Raw genomic sequence first — 17,800 nt, 5'->3', positions numbered from 1 at the left:
TTCGATTCGCTTTCGCATTTGAAGCCGCTCGATTTGGCGGTGCTCGTCTGGTGCTCTCCTAGTTGGGAAATCGAGCATCTGGCCATCGGAGCTAAAGTACATGAGCTACACGGACGCGAGGTCCTATGCTGCGCTGGGGCCTAGAGGCGCAAGGGCACGTCCCTCCGGACCACGGCGAGAAGTGCTTCTTTGGCTGGCGCTTATTACTGTTTTTCCAATACTGTATTTCATTTATTGGCCATCGATCTACGCCGTCCTCGGCGTGGTTCTTTTGTTGGCGACTTTTCGTTCGATTCGCTTGAGGTCTATCTCGCGCATCAATGTCCCGAACGTCCTCAAAGCAAAGTTTTTACTGATGGGCCTCCTGGTGGCGATATATGCCGATCGGGTGCAAAATGTCCTCAATCTGGTTGCCGTCGGATTTGTGGAAATCCTTGCGTTGTACTTGATGACTAGAATCGCGAGGGCCCAATCAAGCCGAGCGGAGTTCTTTCGGCTCCTGCTGTGGTTGCTATTGGCAAATATATTCTTTTATTTTGTGGTCTCGATTTTTCTGTCTACTTTCATGAATATCGAAAATCCGATCCAGGATCTAACCGCCGGAACAAGACTTCGGCTGCTTACCTACAAGACTGGGCACAGCATTCTCATCGACTTGGCATTTATCATTTTGATAATTGCACTTTCGAACGTCGCTTGTGTATCGCTCGCCGCGCGCGTCGTTGCCATCGCAATATCGTTGGTTTGCCTATGGGCAGCAAAAGCAACAGCTGCGTATTTGCTAATCAGCATAGCTTTCGTCGTTGCCGCTACAGAGACGCTTAGCTTGAACAAGGTATGGAAGAATGTGATTTACCTTTGCCTTCTGCCGCCTGTAGCGGCGTATTTTCTTGATCCGCAGAACTTTGACAACGTTCTTCTTTACTTGAGGGTAAATATCCAAGGGGTCGATCTTGCCCGCTATTCCAACAACGACCTTACCGCAGGACGCGCACTTCTGACCAACATGCTGACGAAAGTCATAACTGATCATCCGTGGTTTGGTGTCGGTCATGACGACCCGGTTATACGATTCGGGATAAACCTCTATTCGACCTCTGGATTGCGCGAAGATGAGGCGGGTGGAGTAATCGAGAGTGGCTTGCGAAGTGCGGCGAAGTACGGCATTCCCTACTTTCTGCTTATCGTGGCGTTCATGCTACAGCCGTTGCTAGTAGCCTTTCGATCGGAAGATTCTAGGCTGCGAGTCTTCTGTGTGAGTATATCATTCGGGCTCCTGGCTCTTTCGGCTGTGAATTCTCAATTGGAGGTCCCGCACGAGCCCCAGCACTTCATCTACTTTTCTCTAATTTGTTTCTGTATCCTCATTAAGAGTCGCGCTCGTGGTGCCGCCACAGCCGTTGGTGGCGATCGATTTGACTCTTCAGGCCCAACCAATCGAACCGATCTGCTACGCTTGCGTCGATCGCCGCTTAAGCTGAAGGTGTAGCTATGGAACGAGCGATGGCCTACCGACCGTACTCGATAACTCGTCGTGGGGCCCTTACGGCGCTGGGCGGGCTTGCTTTTCAAGGGCACGCAATTGGCGCAACTAAATTCCTTAGGATTGGAGCGCTGGGTGCGTTGCCGCCTAGGGAAACTGATGAACTTCCTTTGTCCGATCAATCAAATATCGGCAAATGGAGAACACTGCCCTCGTTTAGTGATGAGTTTAATGGAGAAACTTTAGATCATACAAAATGGTCTCCGACGGATTCGTGGAATGGCATGAAGCCATCGTTCTTTTCGCCCGAGAATGTCTCTGTGGAAGCAGGCTGTCTGAACATTACATGCCAGCTTCGGGAGCCTCCGGCAGCTCTCGCCAATGAAGGCTATGGTAAGTGGTCAACGGGGATTGTTAAGAGTGTCACGCCGGTACTGTATGGATATTTCGAGGTGCGGGCCAAGCCGATGCGAGCGGCCGCACTGAGTTCATTCTGGTTCTATGAAAAATACGATCATGAGCAAATCGAAGTTGACGTATTTGAAATGTGCAAGAATAGGAATGACGCTGTGAACAATTATCAGATGACATTACACGTTTATCAGCTGCCTGGACTTAAGGAAGATAAGGCATCAGAAGCGCGCTGGATTAGCCCCTTTGACCTTGCAGACGATTTTCACGTTTTTGGGTTCAATTGGACGCCTAGCCAGTTGGAGTTCTTCGTCGATGGTGTGCTTGTCCATCGAGCTGACAACACCTCGTGGCATTCCCCTATGCATATGGTCCTCGACAGCGAAGTTCATGAGCATGGTTGTGGACTTCCAGCTCCGTCTTCGTTGCCCTCCGTCTACAAGGTAGATTATGTGAGATCCTGGCAGCAACTTCCGTAGTGGAAGTCTTTTTGGATTTCACGCCTCGTTCCTAAACCGACGGTTCTTTATCGCCTGGGCTGGATTGCCAGTGTATACAGTCCATGAATTCAGATCTCGAAAAGCGACCCCTCTCGCTCCGAGGACTGCGCCCTCGCCAACATTGACGCCGGGACCGACGAAGCACTCAGCGGCGATCCAGGCATTATCAGAAATCACAATTGGTTTTGTTATAAGCTGAAAGTTTGCGTCGTTGATATCGTGGCTACCTGTACAGAGATGGCTTCCCTGGGATATGATTACACGCTTGCCGATCACAATTCGATCCTGCGAGTAGCAGATCACTCTCGGCCCTATAGTTGAATGCTCTTCAACCTCAAGGTTGGGCGGATACCATACGTCCACCGAGGAATAAACGCGGGCCGTCTTCGCTATTTTTGCTCCAAACAGGATCAAGACAAGTCGCCTCCATCTATGGAGAGGCGCTGGTGTCCAACGCGCCAAGGACGCCCAAGCGAGCATCCAAAGCACCCGAAAAGCGCGATTACCGAGCGAGAAGCTCGGTCCACCTTCCATTGGCTTGCTACTGCTGGCATTCAGAAGCATTCCTCTTGCTCCCTTCAAGTATTTCAATGAACTGATGAATATTGGTGGTCATATCAAAGTGCATCAGGAACGTCGCGCGCGCCGCTTTGGTCATCTTTGATTTTGCATCAGGAGTCATTTCTAAGAAGCGATCAATCAAAGATATTGTCCCGACCAGGTTATCTTCGGCGACGAGCCCGGCTCCTTGCGCATCGATCTCTCGCCAGATGTTGATCTTATCTGAAATTAGAACCGGCTTGGCGCAAGCGAGTGCTTCAGCGACGGCAATTCCAAAGTTCTCTTGATGCGAGGGCAATATGAACATTTCACTAGCATGAAAAGCTCCCCATTTCTCATCTCCCCTGAGCATCCCGGGCCAATGAATGCGGGTTCGAATTCCGAGAGATTCTGAAAGGGCTATCAGTTCGGGTGTCCAATTCACGTCATCCGGTCCTGCCATCAGCAAATCCAAATTGGGGTCCTTGTGGGCAGTTTTGGCAAAAGCCTTAATGAGAAGATCACATCCTTTCTTTGGATGAATTCGACTTAGAAAAAGAAGAAACTTGCGATCTTTTACGGAGGGCACCTTTTCATAGAAAGCTGCTGTTTGTTGAGCAACATTACCCTCGGTGTAGATCGTTCCGTAACGAATTACGGCTTCGCGTACCCGGTATGGCCAGAAAGCATTTCTAGCGAGCAAGCGCTCTTCGTCGCACGTGAATATGACATTCTCTGCCCGCGCTAAAAGCGGCCCTTCTGAGAACCACCAAACCATCTGCTTAAAAAAGTGCTTTATAGGATAGGTTTTTTTAAACCACGGATCCAACATGCCATGTGTAAAAACAAAATAAGGTACGTCAGATCTTGAGAGCGCGGACCGAGCCGCGAGATCGATGTAATTCCACAAGCCGTTTACAACAATAATGTCGAATTCGCGCGCGTGCTCCTTTAGCCAAGGGATAAGCTCGTTGGAAAAATCATAGCGCACCCATGGCAGCCAACGTCGCAACAGCTTACGACGTGCGGTAGGCCGAGTGCCCAGCGGGAAAACGTCGAGGGGAAAGCTGGCAATCCAGGGGTCCGTCGGATGATCCAAGCACGCGACCGATCGTTGATGTCCGAGGGCCGCTAACAAGGGGGCTGACGATAGGATTCCCTCGATTGGTCCTCCATACTTAGGATCAACCGTTGGGATTAGATGGAGAATTTTCAACTGCTTATTCCTGTTTGTGGTCGCGGAGAAACTCCGCGGGGCGGATTCATGCATTAGAGCTGATCTCCCAAGTAGCAGTCTTCGAATGCGGTCCTCGGAGGCGGGAGCTCTGTTATTGGGCGCTGGGTGGCGGTTGAGCTTCGTCTCCGAGTAGATGGGTATGCCAGAAAGTTCGAAGCTGGATCGCTGCGAAGATCGCCAGCGCTGAATGTATCGCTAGTAACGGAGCGACAATTGCGATCAGGTTGCCGTATCGCTGGCCTGCCAGGTATGATAAAATTAGTCCAATAACGCTGAGGCTCGAAAAAGCTCGCGACACAGTGGTGTGTCGGTTGATTGATGCAAGAGGCATCAATTCGGCACTCCAAATCATTTCGGCAGTAACCGCAAGAAGCATGGCGATAAAGAATCCTTTGTCCACCATGACCTTGCCTCCTGTCCAGAAGGCGATAATCCAATCGCCAGCCGTGCCAAGAAATATGAAATAGCCGGCGCAGAGCACTACAGTAATCCTAAGATGAATTCGCGTGAGCCTCGCGAACTGTCTAAGTTGTTGCAGGCCGAATAGCCTGGAATATTCCGGCGTCAAGGCGAAGTTGATCATATTCGCAGCGGCCGTGCCGAGCCGCGCTAACGTTCTCGTGGTCGAGAAGACAACTACTTGAAAGGGGGTTCCCACCACGCCAAGGATGAGAACAGGTCCTTGTATGGTTAGGGCCTGACCGAGAGACACGAGCATGAAGCTTAAAGATGGATGGAACAGCCGCTTCGCTTCTTCGAAGGAAGCAAATCGCCAGCCCATAACAAGGCGCCGTTCAAGAAATTTAAGGCGTGCCCAGGTCGCGAAATTGAATGTGAGGCGGATGACGACAATTGCTATGCCGGCTACGACGATGTCTCGACTAAACGAAGCAGCCAACGCGGTGATCGCTCCTTCCATCAATCTAGCTGAGGCGCCCCAGACCACCTCCTCCGTCGTCCTTCCGATGCATCGCAAGCCGCCGGCCATCAAGAGAAAGTACTGAGTAAGTAGAACATTTGATGCGAGAAGAAATAGAACGGACTTGCCAGCTTGCTCAGTAACGGGTCCAAGCACGAAGAATTCCCCTAGGGGAATCGTTGAAAGTAAGAGCAGGAGAAGAAGCAAAATCGTCACTACGATTATGCCTAAGAGGAGGAAAATGCTCTGATAGATGACCAAAGCTCCACGTATATCTCCGGCCGCAACCTTTATAGTCATCACGTTTTTAGCGGCCATAGTGAAGCCGAAGTCAGCGAACGTGAAATAGGTTGGAATCGCGGATAGCAATAGCCAGACTCCATACTGCTCGGCGCCCCAGCAGTACAAGAGGATCGGCACCAGTATTAGCTGAACGCCCACGGTGACTATTTGATTGTATATCTGGGCTCCAAATGTGGATGCGAGACGGTGGTAGGCAACTTGTCCGGACAAACTCATGTTTTCACGGACTGACCAATTGTGTCATCAACAAGCCGATCGAGATTTTTCCGAAATGAGCGGTTCAAATACATCTTCTCGACCTTTCTGCGTCCGCTTTCGCCAAATTTTTGCGCCAACGGGGGGGCGGACAAGAGTTGAAAGAGCCGCTCAGCGATCTCCTCTGGAGATCGCGAGTCCACCACAAATCCGTCCTCTTGGTCGGAAACGATCTCGTGAGATGCTCCAAAACAACTGCAAATTACGGGTAGCTCTCTTAGCCAAGCCTCCAAGTACACAATCCCGAAGCCCTCCTTAGAAGAAGGCAATGCAAATACAGTGGCGCGCCGATACGCCTCGTCGAGATGGGCAGGGCTTACGCGTCCGTGGAATACAACGGTATCTGAAAGGCCTCTCTCCTCAGCTCTTGCTCGAAGCTCGTCCAGCAGACTACCGGCTCCGACGATTTCGTATCGCACATTCGGAACCCTGCTTTTCAGAATCCCGATCGCATCGATCATTTGAGTCACATTTTTGTCGCGATCCCTGCGATCTAACCTCGTTACGGTGAGAACTGTCGGCGGGCCCGCGGTGCGTGGCGGAAGAGGCGCAATTGGATCAACCGCATTCGGAAGCAAGGAAAATTTCTCTGTTGGAACCCCAAACTCTCGAGACATTACTCTCGCAGTGTAGTTACTCACCGACGCTATTCTATTGACAGCATGGATTAGGAAACTCTCGTACCATCGCTTCTTTCGTTGCGAGGGGTCATTCCAAACCTCGTCTCCATGCACGAAGAGCAAGATCGGTAGCTTCCAACGGACACAGCGGATCATTGCTGCCAATGGCAGAAGGTTCACGTGCCCAATAATAAATATGTCAGCACTCAAGGACGCCACGACCGATCGCACAAGGTACGACCATCGGCTTGAATATCCTTTAGCTATAAATGAGAGGTCGGCAGGTACCGAATCGCGGTCACGGAGCAGGAGGATACGCGGCTTCGGGAGCTGCTTCTCGAGTGTGCGCGCCGAAAGATTAGCAATGACGCGCCGATTAAAGTTTTGGAGGCCTCCGACGAGCGAAAATGTTTCGAGCGCGGCGAAGACAATTCGCGGACTTGTTTCAATATCTGGGGACATTCGACGGTCAGTTGCCGTTCCTAGATGTTTGCGTTGTTACTAGTGCGCGTTAGTAGGTCGAACGCTAACTAGAGCGGTTCTCATTAAGATCGCTAAGTCGAGCATTAAGCTCCAATTATTGATGTACCATAGGTCATGCTCCACGCGCTTCTGCATGAGCTCGAGCGTGCGGGTTTCTCCGCGGTAACCATTAACCTGGGCCCAGCCCGTGATGCCTGGCTTGACGTGGTGGCGGAAGGCGTAGTTACCAATGATCTGCTCATATTCGGTGTTGTGGGCGGCCGCGTGCGGGCGGGGGCCGACCAGCGACATCTCGCCCTTGAGGACGTTGAGGATCTGCGGCAGCTCGTCGATCGAGGTCTTGCGCAGCCACTTGCCGATCGCGGTGATTCGCGGGTCGTTCATCTGCGCCTGCACGATGGTCGGGCCGTCCTCCAGCACACACATAGTGCGGAACTTGAAAATTTTGAACGCGCGACCGCCGAAGCCGTGGCGGGTCTGGCGGAAAAACACCGGGCCCTTCGAGGTCAATTTGATCAGGATCGCGGTTACCAGCATCACCGGCGCGAACACGAAAAGTGCGAGGCTGGCGCCGACGAGGTCCAGCGCGCGCTTCAGCGCGCGCTCCTTCCAGGACAAAGGCGCACGGCGCAGCTCGGCGGTGAAGGTATTGCCGGTGCCTTCAAGCGGGTAGCGCAGGAAGCGCGCGGTATTTGCGTCCGGCACAAGGTGCACCGGGAGTGGCAGGATCTTCAGCGCGTCGAGGATGCTGTCGATCGCGTGCTGCCGGCTCCAATTCATCAGGAGGAAAACGTGCTCGACCCGGTTCTCGCGCGCGTAAGAAACCATCTCTTCGAAGCGCGGCGCCTGCGAGGATAGCAGCAGCGGCGAAGCGAGGTCCTTGGCGGGGATCTCCATCACACGCATCAGGCGGTAGCCGTGCTGGCCGAGGTCGTCGATCGCGTTGGAGGAAGCCGCAAGACCGAACTCTGCGATCATGATCGCCCGTCCGTTGGCGAAGGCGCCGGTGCGCAGGGCCCGCGCGATCCAGCGCGCGGCCACCGTCTTCCAGGCGAGCAGGAGGGTGAGCCCAACGAGATAAAACGAGATCGCGGCGCCGCGGGAGAACTCCTCGCTGATCTTCATCGTGAAGGCGATCGCCAGCAGCGCGCCGAACAAGCCGGTCCACGTCGCCAGCGTCATCCGGAACGTGCGCGACAGGTTGGTGATCGTCTTGAGACGGTAGCCGTGCTGTACGGTCATCAGAAGGATGAAATTGACGGCGACCAGAACGCTCGCCCCCGCATAGACGTCAGCCTTGCCGACGACTCCCGCGCTCGCCAGGAGATAGCCGACCGCGCAGCCGATCCCGCTGATCACGATCAGCGCCGCATCTGCGGCCGCTACTAGCCGTTCCACAACCAAAGGCCGCATCCAACTCGGTGCAAAACCTGTAGAAGCCGCGACTGCTGGCTCAACCACAAGAACTTCCGCCGCAGAATCAGCTACCGGCACCGGTCGAGTCGATAAAATTGTCATTCTGCCAACCACTGGCTCAAAATTCATTATCGGAACATATCGTGCTATCGGTCAAAATCGCTGTCAAAACAAGGCGAAGGAAAAATTAACGTTACTCCATAAGCTGCATTGTAGTCCATCTCGCCTCGACTGATATGTTAAAATTCACAATCCGTTAGGGAGATCTCCTTGCTTCGAACCCAGTCCCGGCGGCGGACCCGGCCGAGGGGAAAGCGCTACCTCGCCATTGGCCTTGCTGCTGCAGCATTGGCGGGAGCCGCTCTTCTCCTTCTTCGCGCCGATGTAACCCCCGTACGATCCCCGAGGGCCTCGGGCGCAGCGGTCAAGCTCCTCTTGGATGGACCGTATGGCGCACGCTTTGCCGGCGAGCTCGCTGCATCCAGGCAGGGTTATTTCTCCTCCCGCACGGAGCTGGCGGTTCAACCCGACCCTGACTTCGTCCAAACCATTGCACGTCAACATGCCATCGGCGTGACCAGCGGCCAAAAGTTCCTGCTGGCAACCTGGCGCGGTGTTCCCGTGACGGCGTTTGCAGCAAGCTTCCTTGATACTTCCATCGCGATTTTTACTCTCGAAAGCTCGGGTCTGCGGCGGCCGGTCGATCTGGTCGGAAAACGTATTGGATACCGCAGGGCGAGTGAGGGTGATGTCGTGTTCGATGCCACGATGGCGCAGCTCGGACTGCCTCGAAGCCAGATCACGAAGGTGGCCGACCGCGACAGTTTCGAGGCTCTCAGGGCCGGGGAGGTGGATGCAATCATTGCAGCAATCGACGAGCAACCAGATCCCGCCGGCTCGAATAGCATCAAGTTGAATGTCATTAAGCCGCAAGACTACGGTATCCATGTTCTTGGCTTGGTTTACTTCGCGAGCAATAGTCTCGTCCATGAACAACCATCCATGATTGCCGACGTCCTTCAGGGCCTCATTCGAGGATGGCAGTTCGTCTATGCGGACTATGCACGGAGCGTGCCTATTCTCGCTGGTACCGGACCGGCAAGTCTAAATCCCCAGCGCGTGAAATTCGAACTGCAGCAGCAGCGCTCGCTGGTGCTTCCGGCGGGCGGCCGTATCGGTGAGTATGACGAAAGCCGCTGGCGGACGCTCCGGGATATCCTCCTCTTTGCCAAGGTAGGGGAGGAAGACGTACCGCTTGCTCAGACGGTCAACTACCAGTTCCTTCGGGATGTGTACCGCCGTTCACCCCAACTTGCCGCCCCAGGCGCCTGGAGCGAGGAAAAATAAGGCCCAGAAGCCACAGTTGTGCGCCATGTCGTCCCCAAAGTCCCTCGGCCGCCCGGCATTAGTTGCATTTCCGCCGGTGGCCTTGGTACAGTCGGTTCACTATTTGGGCCAATCGCGGAGTGGCTTATGCATCGTGACGTTGGTCGGCTGGGGGCTGACAAGCGACTCGGGGATCAAATCCGCAGGGGCAAGGAGCTTTTTGGGATGTTTAAGACGTTGACGCGAGCGGGTCTTTTGGCCGCAACTGTTAGCTTTTCCGCGGCGAGCGGAGCGAGCGCCGCGATGCAGATGCCGGCACCTGCGGCCTTGCTTACGGGTGAGGGCCAGGTGACGCCTATCACCTTCTGGGCGCAGCCTTATCCGTATCGGTATGCGCCGTGGCGCCGTTGCCCGCTGGTGCGGGTCGAGACGCCCTATGGCTGGTATATGGATCGGGTCTGCGCGCCTCTCGGTCCTGTCCTGCGCCGGGCGTACTGAGGATTACCTAACAGGCGGCGTCTGCCGTTTTTCGATGATGTCTAAAGGCAGCCGCACAGCCGATGCGGCTGCCTTGCTCGTTCTTGTTTCATTGTGTGCTGACCTTTTGTGCGCGCAGCGCAGGTTCACCATGAATATCTTTGTCAGACCGGGACAGGCTATCGCATGGTGAAGATTGTGTTACCAGATTGCCGGGGCTGCATCGGCAGCGTGATGCGTAGCGCGGCGGCCGCCGGATGATCCGGCCAAGCCGGACGCTGGTAGAGGATACGATGGCAGGGGTTTCAACCTACGATCTCACGGGCAAACGTGTCTTCGTCGCGGGTCACCGCGGCATGGTCGGATCAGCCGTCGTCCGCAGGCTTGCGTCAGAGAACTGCACTGTCCTGACGGCCGACCGGCGTGAGCTGGACCTCACAAGGGAAGAGCCAACGCTGAAATGGCTCGAGGCCAATCGTCCAGAGGTGGTGGTTCACGCCGCCGCAAAGGTTGGCGGTATCGCAGCCAACAACAATCTCCCGGTCGATTTTCTCTGCGACAACCTGGCGCTGGAATTGAGCGTGATCCGCGCAAGTCACATGGTTGGCGTGCAGCGCCTACTGTTCCTTGGCTCGTCCTGCATCTATCCCAAACACGCCAAGCAGCCGATCGCCGAAAGCGAATTACTGACTGGGCCGCTTGAGCCGACCAACGAGTGGTACGCTATCGCGAAGATCGCCGGCCTCAAGATGTGCCAAGCCTTTCGTCGGCAATATGGCGATGACTTCATTTCGGTGATGCCGACCAATCTCTATGGCCGTGGCGACAATTATCATCCGGATCATAGTCACGTTCCGGCGGCACTGATCCGGCGCTTCCACGAAGCCAAGCTCGCAAAAGCACCCAGTGTCGCCGTATGGGGCACCGGTACGCCGCTTCGTGAATTTCTCAACGTCGAAGACTTTGCGGACGCGTGCGTTTTTCTTCTGAAGAATTATTCGAGTGACCTGCCGATAAACGTCGGTAGCGGAGACGAATTGTCGATCGCAGACTTCGCAGCGGCTGTAGCTGATGTTGTCGGCTACGAAGGTAAATTGATTTTCGATGCGTCCAAGCCCGACGGCACGCCGCGCAAGCTCCTCGACAGTTCCCGCGTTCGCGAACTTGGGTGGGCGCCAAAGACCCCCTTGTCGGTTGGGCTGGCTGTTGCTTATGCAGATTTTCTCGAGATGGGTGGACGGAACATGCGTGTTGGCGTCCAAGCTTAGAGCTCTGCCCGTTCAGAAGAGATATGCAAGTGATCAAGAATATCCTCTATCTTTCCCCGTATTTTTGGCCTGAAGAGATCGGATCTGCGCCATATTGCACGGAGCTTGCGATTTGGCTCCAGGAACACGGATTTAAAGTTCGTGTGGTCGCTTTCCGCCCACACTACCCAACAGTTGAAAAGTTCGGCGACTGGCTTGACGGTGGGCGGGACGAGGAGAGTCTGCACGAGATAAAAATATCTCGCATTCCTGTAAGCGAGCGAGGTGCGGGAGGCTTCAAAGAGCGAGTAAAGAACGACTTTCGCTTTCTGCTTGGTGTGCTCAACCGGGCTGTTCGCCGCCAATTTGGAGCCACTGACATAGTGGTCGCTTACGTGCCCAGCATTCTAACGGTGTTCGGAGCGTTAGTAATCAAGCTGCTTTCAGGAGCAAAGATCGTTACGGTTGTGCACGATATTGAGAGCGGTTTGGCTCGTTCTCTCAAGATCGCCACCAGTCCGCTATTGATTTCGCTAATGCAGGTGGTCGAGCGATTCGCGCTCAATCGGTCCGACCAGATCGTTGTCTTGACCGACGGCATGAAAAGTGAACTTCAGAAGCTTGGCTGTAAGAAGCCGATTTCTGTGATTTCAATTTGGGCGACTCCTTCACGGGAGGCGCCGATGCCGCATTCGCCGCCAGTTTTGATGTACTCTGGAAATTTTGGAAAAAAGCAGAACCTCGATCAGCTTTTGCCTTTGATCAAGCGGCTGTCGGTTGAGCGTGGTGACGTGAGAGTGGTCATGCAGGGAGACGGCTCGGAAAAGCAGCGCATTGCTCGGCTGTTTCAGGACGCCGGCATTGCTGATGCGATCTTTTTGCCGCTGGCAAGCAGCGAGAAGTTCACGGAAAGCTTGCAGGCGGCCAGCCTCCATATGGTCCCGCAAGCGCTTGATGTTGCGAATTATGCGTTGCCGTCGAAGCTATTTTCGATCATGGCGGCTGGGCGTCCTTATGTTTGTATCGCAGAGCCAAGTAGTCCCCTGGATGTTTTGACCGAACGTTCCAAGGCAGGGATATGCGTTTCCCCTGGCGATGAAACCGCATTGTTTGAGAGCGTTGTTACTCTCATCGACAGCAGGGAGGAATTGGAAGCAAAGGGGCAAAACGGTCAGTCTTTCGTGGCCGATTGCATGAACAAGCAGGCTATTATGGGTCAATACTTATCGGTGATTGAAAAGGCATGACCTTAGAAGGTTGTTATGAAAATTGACAAACGAATTGCTGTTGTTTTCGGGGGACACGGATTTATTGGGTCGCATCTAGTTCGAGCCCTCATTGAGTCTGGTGACTATTCGAGGGTGGTAAGCGCCGATATCGCGCCTCATCCAAGATTCGAGACGGTTGGGGTCGAGTATGTCCATTGTGACGTCCGATATCCGATTCCTCCTGAGTTCGTTCCTGACGTGACGGATATCTATAATCTCGCGGCCGTCCACGTAACTCCAGGTCACGACGATTGGGAGTACTATTGGACAAATGTTTCTGGTGCCTTGAACGTAACTGATTATGCCCGTCGGGCTGGTGTCAGTGCTTTGCTTTTCACTAGCTCGATATCGATATACGGGCCAAGTGAAGAGGAAGTCTCGGAGTTGTGCCAACCAAATCCCGAGAGCGCATACGGCAAATCGAAGCTCTTGGCTGAGCGGGTACACGAAGTCTGGCAGCGCGAGGGCGTTGATCGGAAGCTTGTTATTGTTCGGCCTGCTGTCGTTTTTGGCTTTCAGGAGCGGGGTAATTTTACGCGATTAGCTAGAACTCTGGAAAGAGGAACATTTTTCTATCCCGGCAGGCGGGATACGAAGAAGGCCTGTGGCTACGTCAAAGACCTCGTTGCGTCGTTTGAATTCGCGCTAAGGAGCGATGAGAAGCTTATTACTTACAATTTTGCGTTTGATGAGCCAGTTACGACTGAAGGAATTTGCGCCGCATTTCGGGATGCGGCGCACTTACCTAAGCCCGTAGGCACGATACCGTTGCAGCTGATCCTTCTTGCGGGACTTCTCTTCGAAGTGCTTTCGAAGATCGGCATCAAAACTTCTGTTAATCGAGCTCGCGTGATGAAGTTGTTTCGGTCGACAAACATAGTGCCGCGAAAACTTCAAGAAACTGGTTTTGTAAGGAGGTTCGATCTTGTGAGCGCTCTCCAAGATTGGCGCTCATCTTCCGCGCTGGGGCGGTTCGAGTAGAATTCTAGGCAAACGGTTCGGCAGGCTCGCAAGCGGCGGTCACAAGGGTGACCGCCGCTTCTTTCTATTATTGCCTATTCATGACGTGGGAAATACCTAAAGCCGTGCTGCTTGATGAGTTCATCTCGCTTTGCAGATTCAAGGTCTTCTTTCATCATCTCGCCCACAAGACTCTCGAAAGAGGTTTGCGGCTGCCAGCCAAGCTTTTCCTTCGCCTTGGACGGATCTCCAAGCAAAGTGGCGACCTCAGTCGGCCGGAAATAACGCGGATCAACCGAGACCACGCATTTTGCGTTTGCAACATTGTAGCCCTTCTCGTCGACGCCGGAGCCTTCCCATCGGATCTTCATGCCGACTTCGCTCGCCGCGACGTTGACGAAGTCTCGCACCGAATGTTGAACGCCCGTTGCGATGACGAAATCTTCCGGCTTTTCCTGCTGCAGCATCAGCCACTGCATCTCAACATAGTCGCGTGCGTGTCCCCAATCGCGCAACGCATCGAGATTGCCGAGATAAAGCCGTTCCTGCAGACCTAAATGAATCCGTGCCAAGGCGCGCGTGATCTTTCGGGTCACGAAGGTCTCGCCGCGGACAGGAGATTCGTGGTTAAACAGAATGCCGTTGCAGGCGTACATGCCGTAGGCTTCACGGTAATTGACCGTGATCCAATAGGCGTAGAGCTTGGCAACCGCATACGGGGAGCGCGGATAAAAAGGCGTGGTCTCCTTTTGGGGGATCTCCTGAACCAAACCGTAGAGTTCAGACGTTGAGGCCTGGTAGAAGCGCGCCTTCCTCTCCAAGCCTGTAATGCGCATCGCTTCAAGGATGCGCAACGTGCCAAGGCCGTCGGAATTCGCCGTGTACTCGGGTTCCTCGAAGGAAACCGCAACATGGCTCTGCGCCGCGAGATTGTAGATCTCGTCCGGCTGCACTTGGCCGACGATGCGGATCAAGCTCGAGGAATCCGTGAGATCGCCATAGTGAAGCCGGAAGGGCGGATTGGGCTCGTGTGGATCGAGATACAGATGGTCAATGCGGTCGGTATTGAAAAGGGAGGTTCGACGCTTGATGCCGTGGACCTCGTACCCCTTCTGCAAAAGAAGTTCAGCCAAATAGGCGCCGTCCTGGCCGGTGACGCCCGTAATCAGTGCTCGGTTCTTTGTCATATCAATCCCAAAATGAAGATTTGTGCTTACACGAAATTGACTTCATTAGGGAGAGTGAAACCGAGCAAAAATCAAGCCTAGATTAACGGCCTACTCGGTCCCATCGGGATGCTCCGGAATCTGCGTTATGGTTACTCTGCGCCTGCTTGCCAACGTGAAGGATACTCGCGAGGCATGTGCTTCGAATTCCTGCTAGAAAGCGCCAACTTCGCGCGTCCAATGCTGGGGATCAGTTCCCGGTTCCGACCGCACGAGGATGTATCGGTCCAGGGCATCCACGAGCGGCGTGATTACCGGACTTAGATTGTCGAGTACAAGGACCGCTCTTCCCTCGCGCACAAGAAGTATAAGGTGGTGCTCTCCGGTTGCCCGAATGATGACCTCTGCGAGAAGAAGAACCGAGCTGGGCCAACCCGATCGAAGCAATAGATGGCGCTTGGTAACGGCATAGTCGCCGCAATTGCCCTCGGAAGGAAATATCTGCCATTCCGCGTCACGCCGGCTTGCGAGCAGATCCTTTGGCGCTATGCCGAAATTCACCGTCGAATTGATCTCAGCGAGTTCTCGCCAACGCTGAATTGAGGAGCGGAAGTCTCTGATTCTGCGATCGTCGTGGCGTTGGCAGTCCTCCGGATACTGGACGCAGAATTGTGAGAATGACAGCGGCGGAGCCACTGCTTGAGATTCGTAGCTTGAATAAGCTGGCTGGCTGCAAACACAATACGTGGCCAGCATGCGGAGAGCATGTCTGATCATTGAAATTCGCCTGATCATTCCTGATTGCTTGAACGAACTATATTGGGTTGCAGTGGAGGTGCTATGACAATTGTGAGCCAACTCATGCTCAATTGTGGAGCAGTGCGCTGGGCAATCTGGACCATAAGATCGTTGCCGGATGAAGTCGAGGCAAGGTCTCGTCAGGAAGACCTTTTCGCTAGAGCTTGACGCCGCTTGGCCAACCTTTGCGCTCCGCAGGATTGGCAAGATCAGCCATTTTTGAGCGCCGAAAGTTGTTAATCTCCTTCAGCATCATTAGGCGTCGAAGCTGTGCTCCGTTCAGGGGCGATTCAAACAGCACGAGGATATCGCGCGCTTGAACATAGACTTCCATGCTGATCTCATGCTGATCGAAGCCGTACGATCGCAGGCGGGCCTCGATATCGAGCGCAGCAGAAGGATCTAGCTGCCAGTCCCGTGCGTTATCGATCGTGTAGATTTCAGCTACATCCTGAAAGTCCAGCGCAATGCCGGCGACATCAATACGCCGCAGCGTCATCTCGATTGCTTTTTGACGGCAAGTATTCAGAAGTCTATGCCGCACCACGCGATAGCCGTAACGCACTGCGCGACTCTGAGAGCGTTTAAGTAGCAGATATCACATCGGGAGGACGTTTATGAAACGCCACCGGTTCAAACAGATAGGACGCTAGGCCAACGACTCCTCGAGGAAGCTAGGGGCAAGGGAAAAGGCAGGGCACCTGCCTCCGGGCGCGGAACGTGAAGACCTTTTGACGAAGGCCCACGTGCGATATCGCCGCCCATATTGATGAATGGCTTTCCTTTCCCGGATTGCAGGCGCGGAAGTAAGGCGTATGCTTCTAACTGATTTGCAAACTGAGGGAGGTGCACTTGGCAGCCGACCTGGTTTTTAAAGTTGCCATAATAGGGCTAGGTGTATTTTCGACGGTTCTAGTCTCTATGTTGTACTTCAATCTGTAAAGGCAGAGGCTGCGCCTCGGTGCGCGATCTGGTTGGTTCAGCCCGCAAGCGACGTCTGCTGGTAGTCCATGGCGTCTGTTAATGCGGTGCAGCTATATGTCTGTTCATAGGGCAGCCCGGCAGTTCGCAACCGAGCGCCCGACCGACACTTTTGGCCGCAGCGGACTCCAGTCCATCGAAGGGGAAACAACCAATTAAATAATTTAATTGCGTCAAAATTTAATGTGCTTATAATATAATCCATGATAGGCGCTTTGATCATAGGGACGCTACTGGCCGGATCGCTGGCCCTCGTCAGCTTGCTGGTCATTTATCCGTCGCTTACCTGGTGGGTCGACGAATAGAACTGCGAGATCGGGCCTAGGTTGACGGGAGTGGCGGTCACGCAATGGTTGGTAAACGGCACGCTAAGTTCACCTTGGAGCCACGATCCCGCCGCAACGCACCTGCATCCTCCGCAAGGGCGTCTCAGGAGACTTCATGGAAGAGATCGCAATCACGTTCGTCGCCGTCGCCTTTCTCGCCCTTGCCGGCCTCGTGGTCGTGGTCAAACCATCGCTGAGCTTTTGGCAGAACGACGAAAGCTAACGATTTTCTGTCCTGCGACCAAAGCCCGCGTATTGTTGCGGGCTTTTTGCTGCCCTGAAGGAGTGAACGTCATCGGTTCTTGCGAGGTGCGGCTTGAGCAGGGAGCTCTTTGGCATTCCCGCTTCTGATGCTGTGGACGGCTCCTCCACGGGCACGAGAGTGCCAAAGACTGGGCGCCGTTTAAGGCTCCCACGATTCGGAGGAGCAAACTATGCAGTCAGTTTCAACGATTGGTCTGGATATCGCGAAGTCGGTCTTTCAAGTGCATGGGGTCGATGCAGCCGGCCAAGTGATCATACGCCGTCAGCTCAAGCGCCGCTTCGTGCTGTCCTTCTTTGAGAAGTTGCCGCCGTGTCTAGTTGGGATCGAGGCTTGCGCTTCATCGCACCATTGGTCCCGCGAGCTGCAGGCGTTGGGGCATACGGTGCGTCTGACGCCTCCGGCCTATGTGAAGCCCTACGTCAAGCGGCAGAAGAACGACAGCACCGACGCGGAGGCTATTTGCGAGGCGGTCACAAGGCCCAACATGCGGTTCGTGCCGACCAAGACGAACGAGCAACAGAGCTGTCTGATGCTTCATCGCGTACCATCAGCGCATCCAAGTGATCTTGTTCCATCGATCTGAAGACGCGCTGGTACTCTGCCTCGTTAAAGCCCTTGCCCAGCAGAGCAGCCCTCAACGAAATAGCTGCTCTTTTTGGCGCTTCTCGCGCTGCCGCGCCCTCTTGGGTCTTGCCAGTACGATCGCGAGTGCGGGCCCGGGTGTCAAACGCCATCCGGAACTGCCCCCTTTGCGTCATGTAGAACTGCCCCCACCATCGGGATTATGATCTCGGTGAAGGTTGTTTCCGCCGGTGACGG

General features: G+C 54.3%; 15 protein-coding genes and 1 pseudogene. 8 read left to right on the top strand and 8 right to left on the bottom strand.

The window, feature by feature from the left end; all coding sequences use genetic code 11:
- Positions 1 to 100: 100 nt before the first annotated feature.
- Positions 101 to 1,489, top strand: a complete 1,389-nt coding sequence (locus IVB50_RS03575; protein ID WP_247294454.1) for a hypothetical protein — start codon at positions 101 to 103, stop codon at positions 1,487 to 1,489.
- A gap of 14 nt (positions 1,490 to 1,503) precedes the next feature.
- A complete protein-coding gene (locus IVB50_RS03570; RefSeq protein WP_247294436.1) occupies positions 1,504 to 2,373 on the top strand; it encodes a family 16 glycosylhydrolase in 870 nt (289 codons plus the stop codon).
- An 18-nt stretch (positions 2,374 to 2,391) separates the two neighbouring features.
- Here the strand turns inward: IVB50_RS03570 and IVB50_RS03565 are convergent, their stop codons facing one another.
- From IVB50_RS03565 to IVB50_RS03545, 5 genes are all read right to left on the bottom strand, one after another.
- Positions 2,392 to 2,958: a putative colanic acid biosynthesis acetyltransferase gene (locus tag IVB50_RS03565; protein WP_247294417.1), complete on the bottom strand. Its 567-nt coding sequence runs from the start codon at positions 2,956 to 2,958 to the stop codon at positions 2,392 to 2,394.
- Positions 2,936 to 4,204 carry a glycosyltransferase gene (locus tag IVB50_RS03560; protein ID WP_256464948.1) on the bottom strand — a complete coding sequence of 423 codons (1,269 nt, stop codon included), beginning with the start codon at positions 4,202 to 4,204 and terminating at the stop codon, positions 2,936 to 2,938. The genes IVB50_RS03565 and IVB50_RS03560 overlap by 23 nt, the downstream gene beginning before the upstream one ends.
- 58 nt (positions 4,205 to 4,262) lie before the next feature.
- On the bottom strand, positions 4,263 to 5,459 hold the full coding sequence (locus IVB50_RS03555; protein ID WP_247294411.1) for a hypothetical protein: 1,197 nt from the start codon (positions 5,457 to 5,459) through the stop codon (positions 4,263 to 4,265).
- A 146-nt stretch (positions 5,460 to 5,605) separates the two neighbouring features.
- Positions 5,606 to 6,730, bottom strand: coding sequence for a glycosyltransferase family 4 protein (locus IVB50_RS42635; RefSeq protein WP_346283351.1), 1,125 nt, complete (start codon positions 6,728 to 6,730; stop codon positions 5,606 to 5,608).
- 39 nt (positions 6,731 to 6,769) lie between these two features.
- Positions 6,770 to 8,164, bottom strand: coding sequence for an undecaprenyl-phosphate glucose phosphotransferase (locus IVB50_RS03545; protein WP_247294409.1), 1,395 nt, complete (start codon positions 8,162 to 8,164; stop codon positions 6,770 to 6,772).
- Between the two features lie 438 nt (positions 8,165 to 8,602).
- Here IVB50_RS03545 and IVB50_RS03540 point away from each other — a divergent pair, with 438 nt between their 5' ends.
- From IVB50_RS03540 to IVB50_RS03520, 5 genes are all read left to right on the top strand, one after another.
- On the top strand, positions 8,603 to 9,514 hold the full coding sequence (locus tag IVB50_RS03540) for an ABC transporter substrate-binding protein (RefSeq protein ID WP_247294407.1): 912 nt from the start codon (positions 8,603 to 8,605) through the stop codon (positions 9,512 to 9,514).
- Positions 9,515 to 9,718: 204 nt separating this feature from the next.
- Positions 9,719 to 9,991, top strand: a complete 273-nt coding sequence (locus tag IVB50_RS03535; protein ID WP_247294405.1) for a hypothetical protein — start codon at positions 9,719 to 9,721, stop codon at positions 9,989 to 9,991.
- A gap of 272 nt (positions 9,992 to 10,263) precedes the next feature.
- On the top strand, positions 10,264 to 11,238 hold the full coding sequence (locus tag IVB50_RS03530) for a GDP-L-fucose synthase (RefSeq protein ID WP_247294388.1): 975 nt from the start codon (positions 10,264 to 10,266) through the stop codon (positions 11,236 to 11,238).
- Between the two features lie 29 nt (positions 11,239 to 11,267).
- Positions 11,268 to 12,464 (top strand): glycosyltransferase family 4 protein, encoded by a 1,197-nt coding sequence (locus IVB50_RS03525; RefSeq protein WP_247294386.1) that lies wholly within the window; start codon positions 11,268 to 11,270, stop codon positions 12,462 to 12,464.
- Positions 12,465 to 12,479: 15 nt separating this feature from the next.
- Entirely contained in the window at positions 12,480 to 13,466 is a 987-nt protein-coding gene (locus tag IVB50_RS03520) for an NAD-dependent epimerase/dehydratase family protein (protein ID WP_247294384.1), read from the top strand.
- 74 nt (positions 13,467 to 13,540) lie between these two features.
- Here the strand turns inward: IVB50_RS03520 and gmd are convergent, their stop codons facing one another.
- From gmd to IVB50_RS03505, 3 genes are all read right to left on the bottom strand, one after another.
- Positions 13,541 to 14,632, bottom strand: a complete 1,092-nt coding sequence (gene gmd, locus IVB50_RS03515; protein WP_247294373.1) for a GDP-mannose 4,6-dehydratase — start codon at positions 14,630 to 14,632, stop codon at positions 13,541 to 13,543.
- A gap of 192 nt (positions 14,633 to 14,824) precedes the next feature.
- Positions 14,825 to 15,367 carry a transglutaminase-like cysteine peptidase gene (locus tag IVB50_RS03510; protein WP_247294707.1) on the bottom strand — a complete coding sequence of 181 codons (543 nt, stop codon included), beginning with the start codon at positions 15,365 to 15,367 and terminating at the stop codon, positions 14,825 to 14,827.
- A gap of 199 nt (positions 15,368 to 15,566) precedes the next feature.
- Positions 15,567 to 15,974, bottom strand: a complete 408-nt coding sequence (locus IVB50_RS03505) for a hypothetical protein (protein WP_247294371.1) — start codon at positions 15,972 to 15,974, stop codon at positions 15,567 to 15,569.
- A 1,176-nt stretch (positions 15,975 to 17,150) separates the two neighbouring features.
- On the opposite strand from IVB50_RS03505, the pseudogene IVB50_RS03500 reads away from it, so the two are divergent.
- A pseudogene (locus tag IVB50_RS03500) lies at positions 17,151 to 17,522 on the top strand (transposase); the annotation flags it as partial.
- Positions 17,523 to 17,800: the final 278 nt, after the last annotated feature.

The sequence above is a fragment of the Bradyrhizobium sp. 87 genome (assembly GCF_023073015.1).
In the GTDB taxonomy this organism is placed as follows: Bacteria; Pseudomonadota; Alphaproteobacteria; order Rhizobiales; family Xanthobacteraceae; genus Bradyrhizobium; species Bradyrhizobium canariense_D.
Note: the sequence above shows the minus strand (reverse complement) of the source record. Positions and strands in the feature narration are given on the sequence as shown.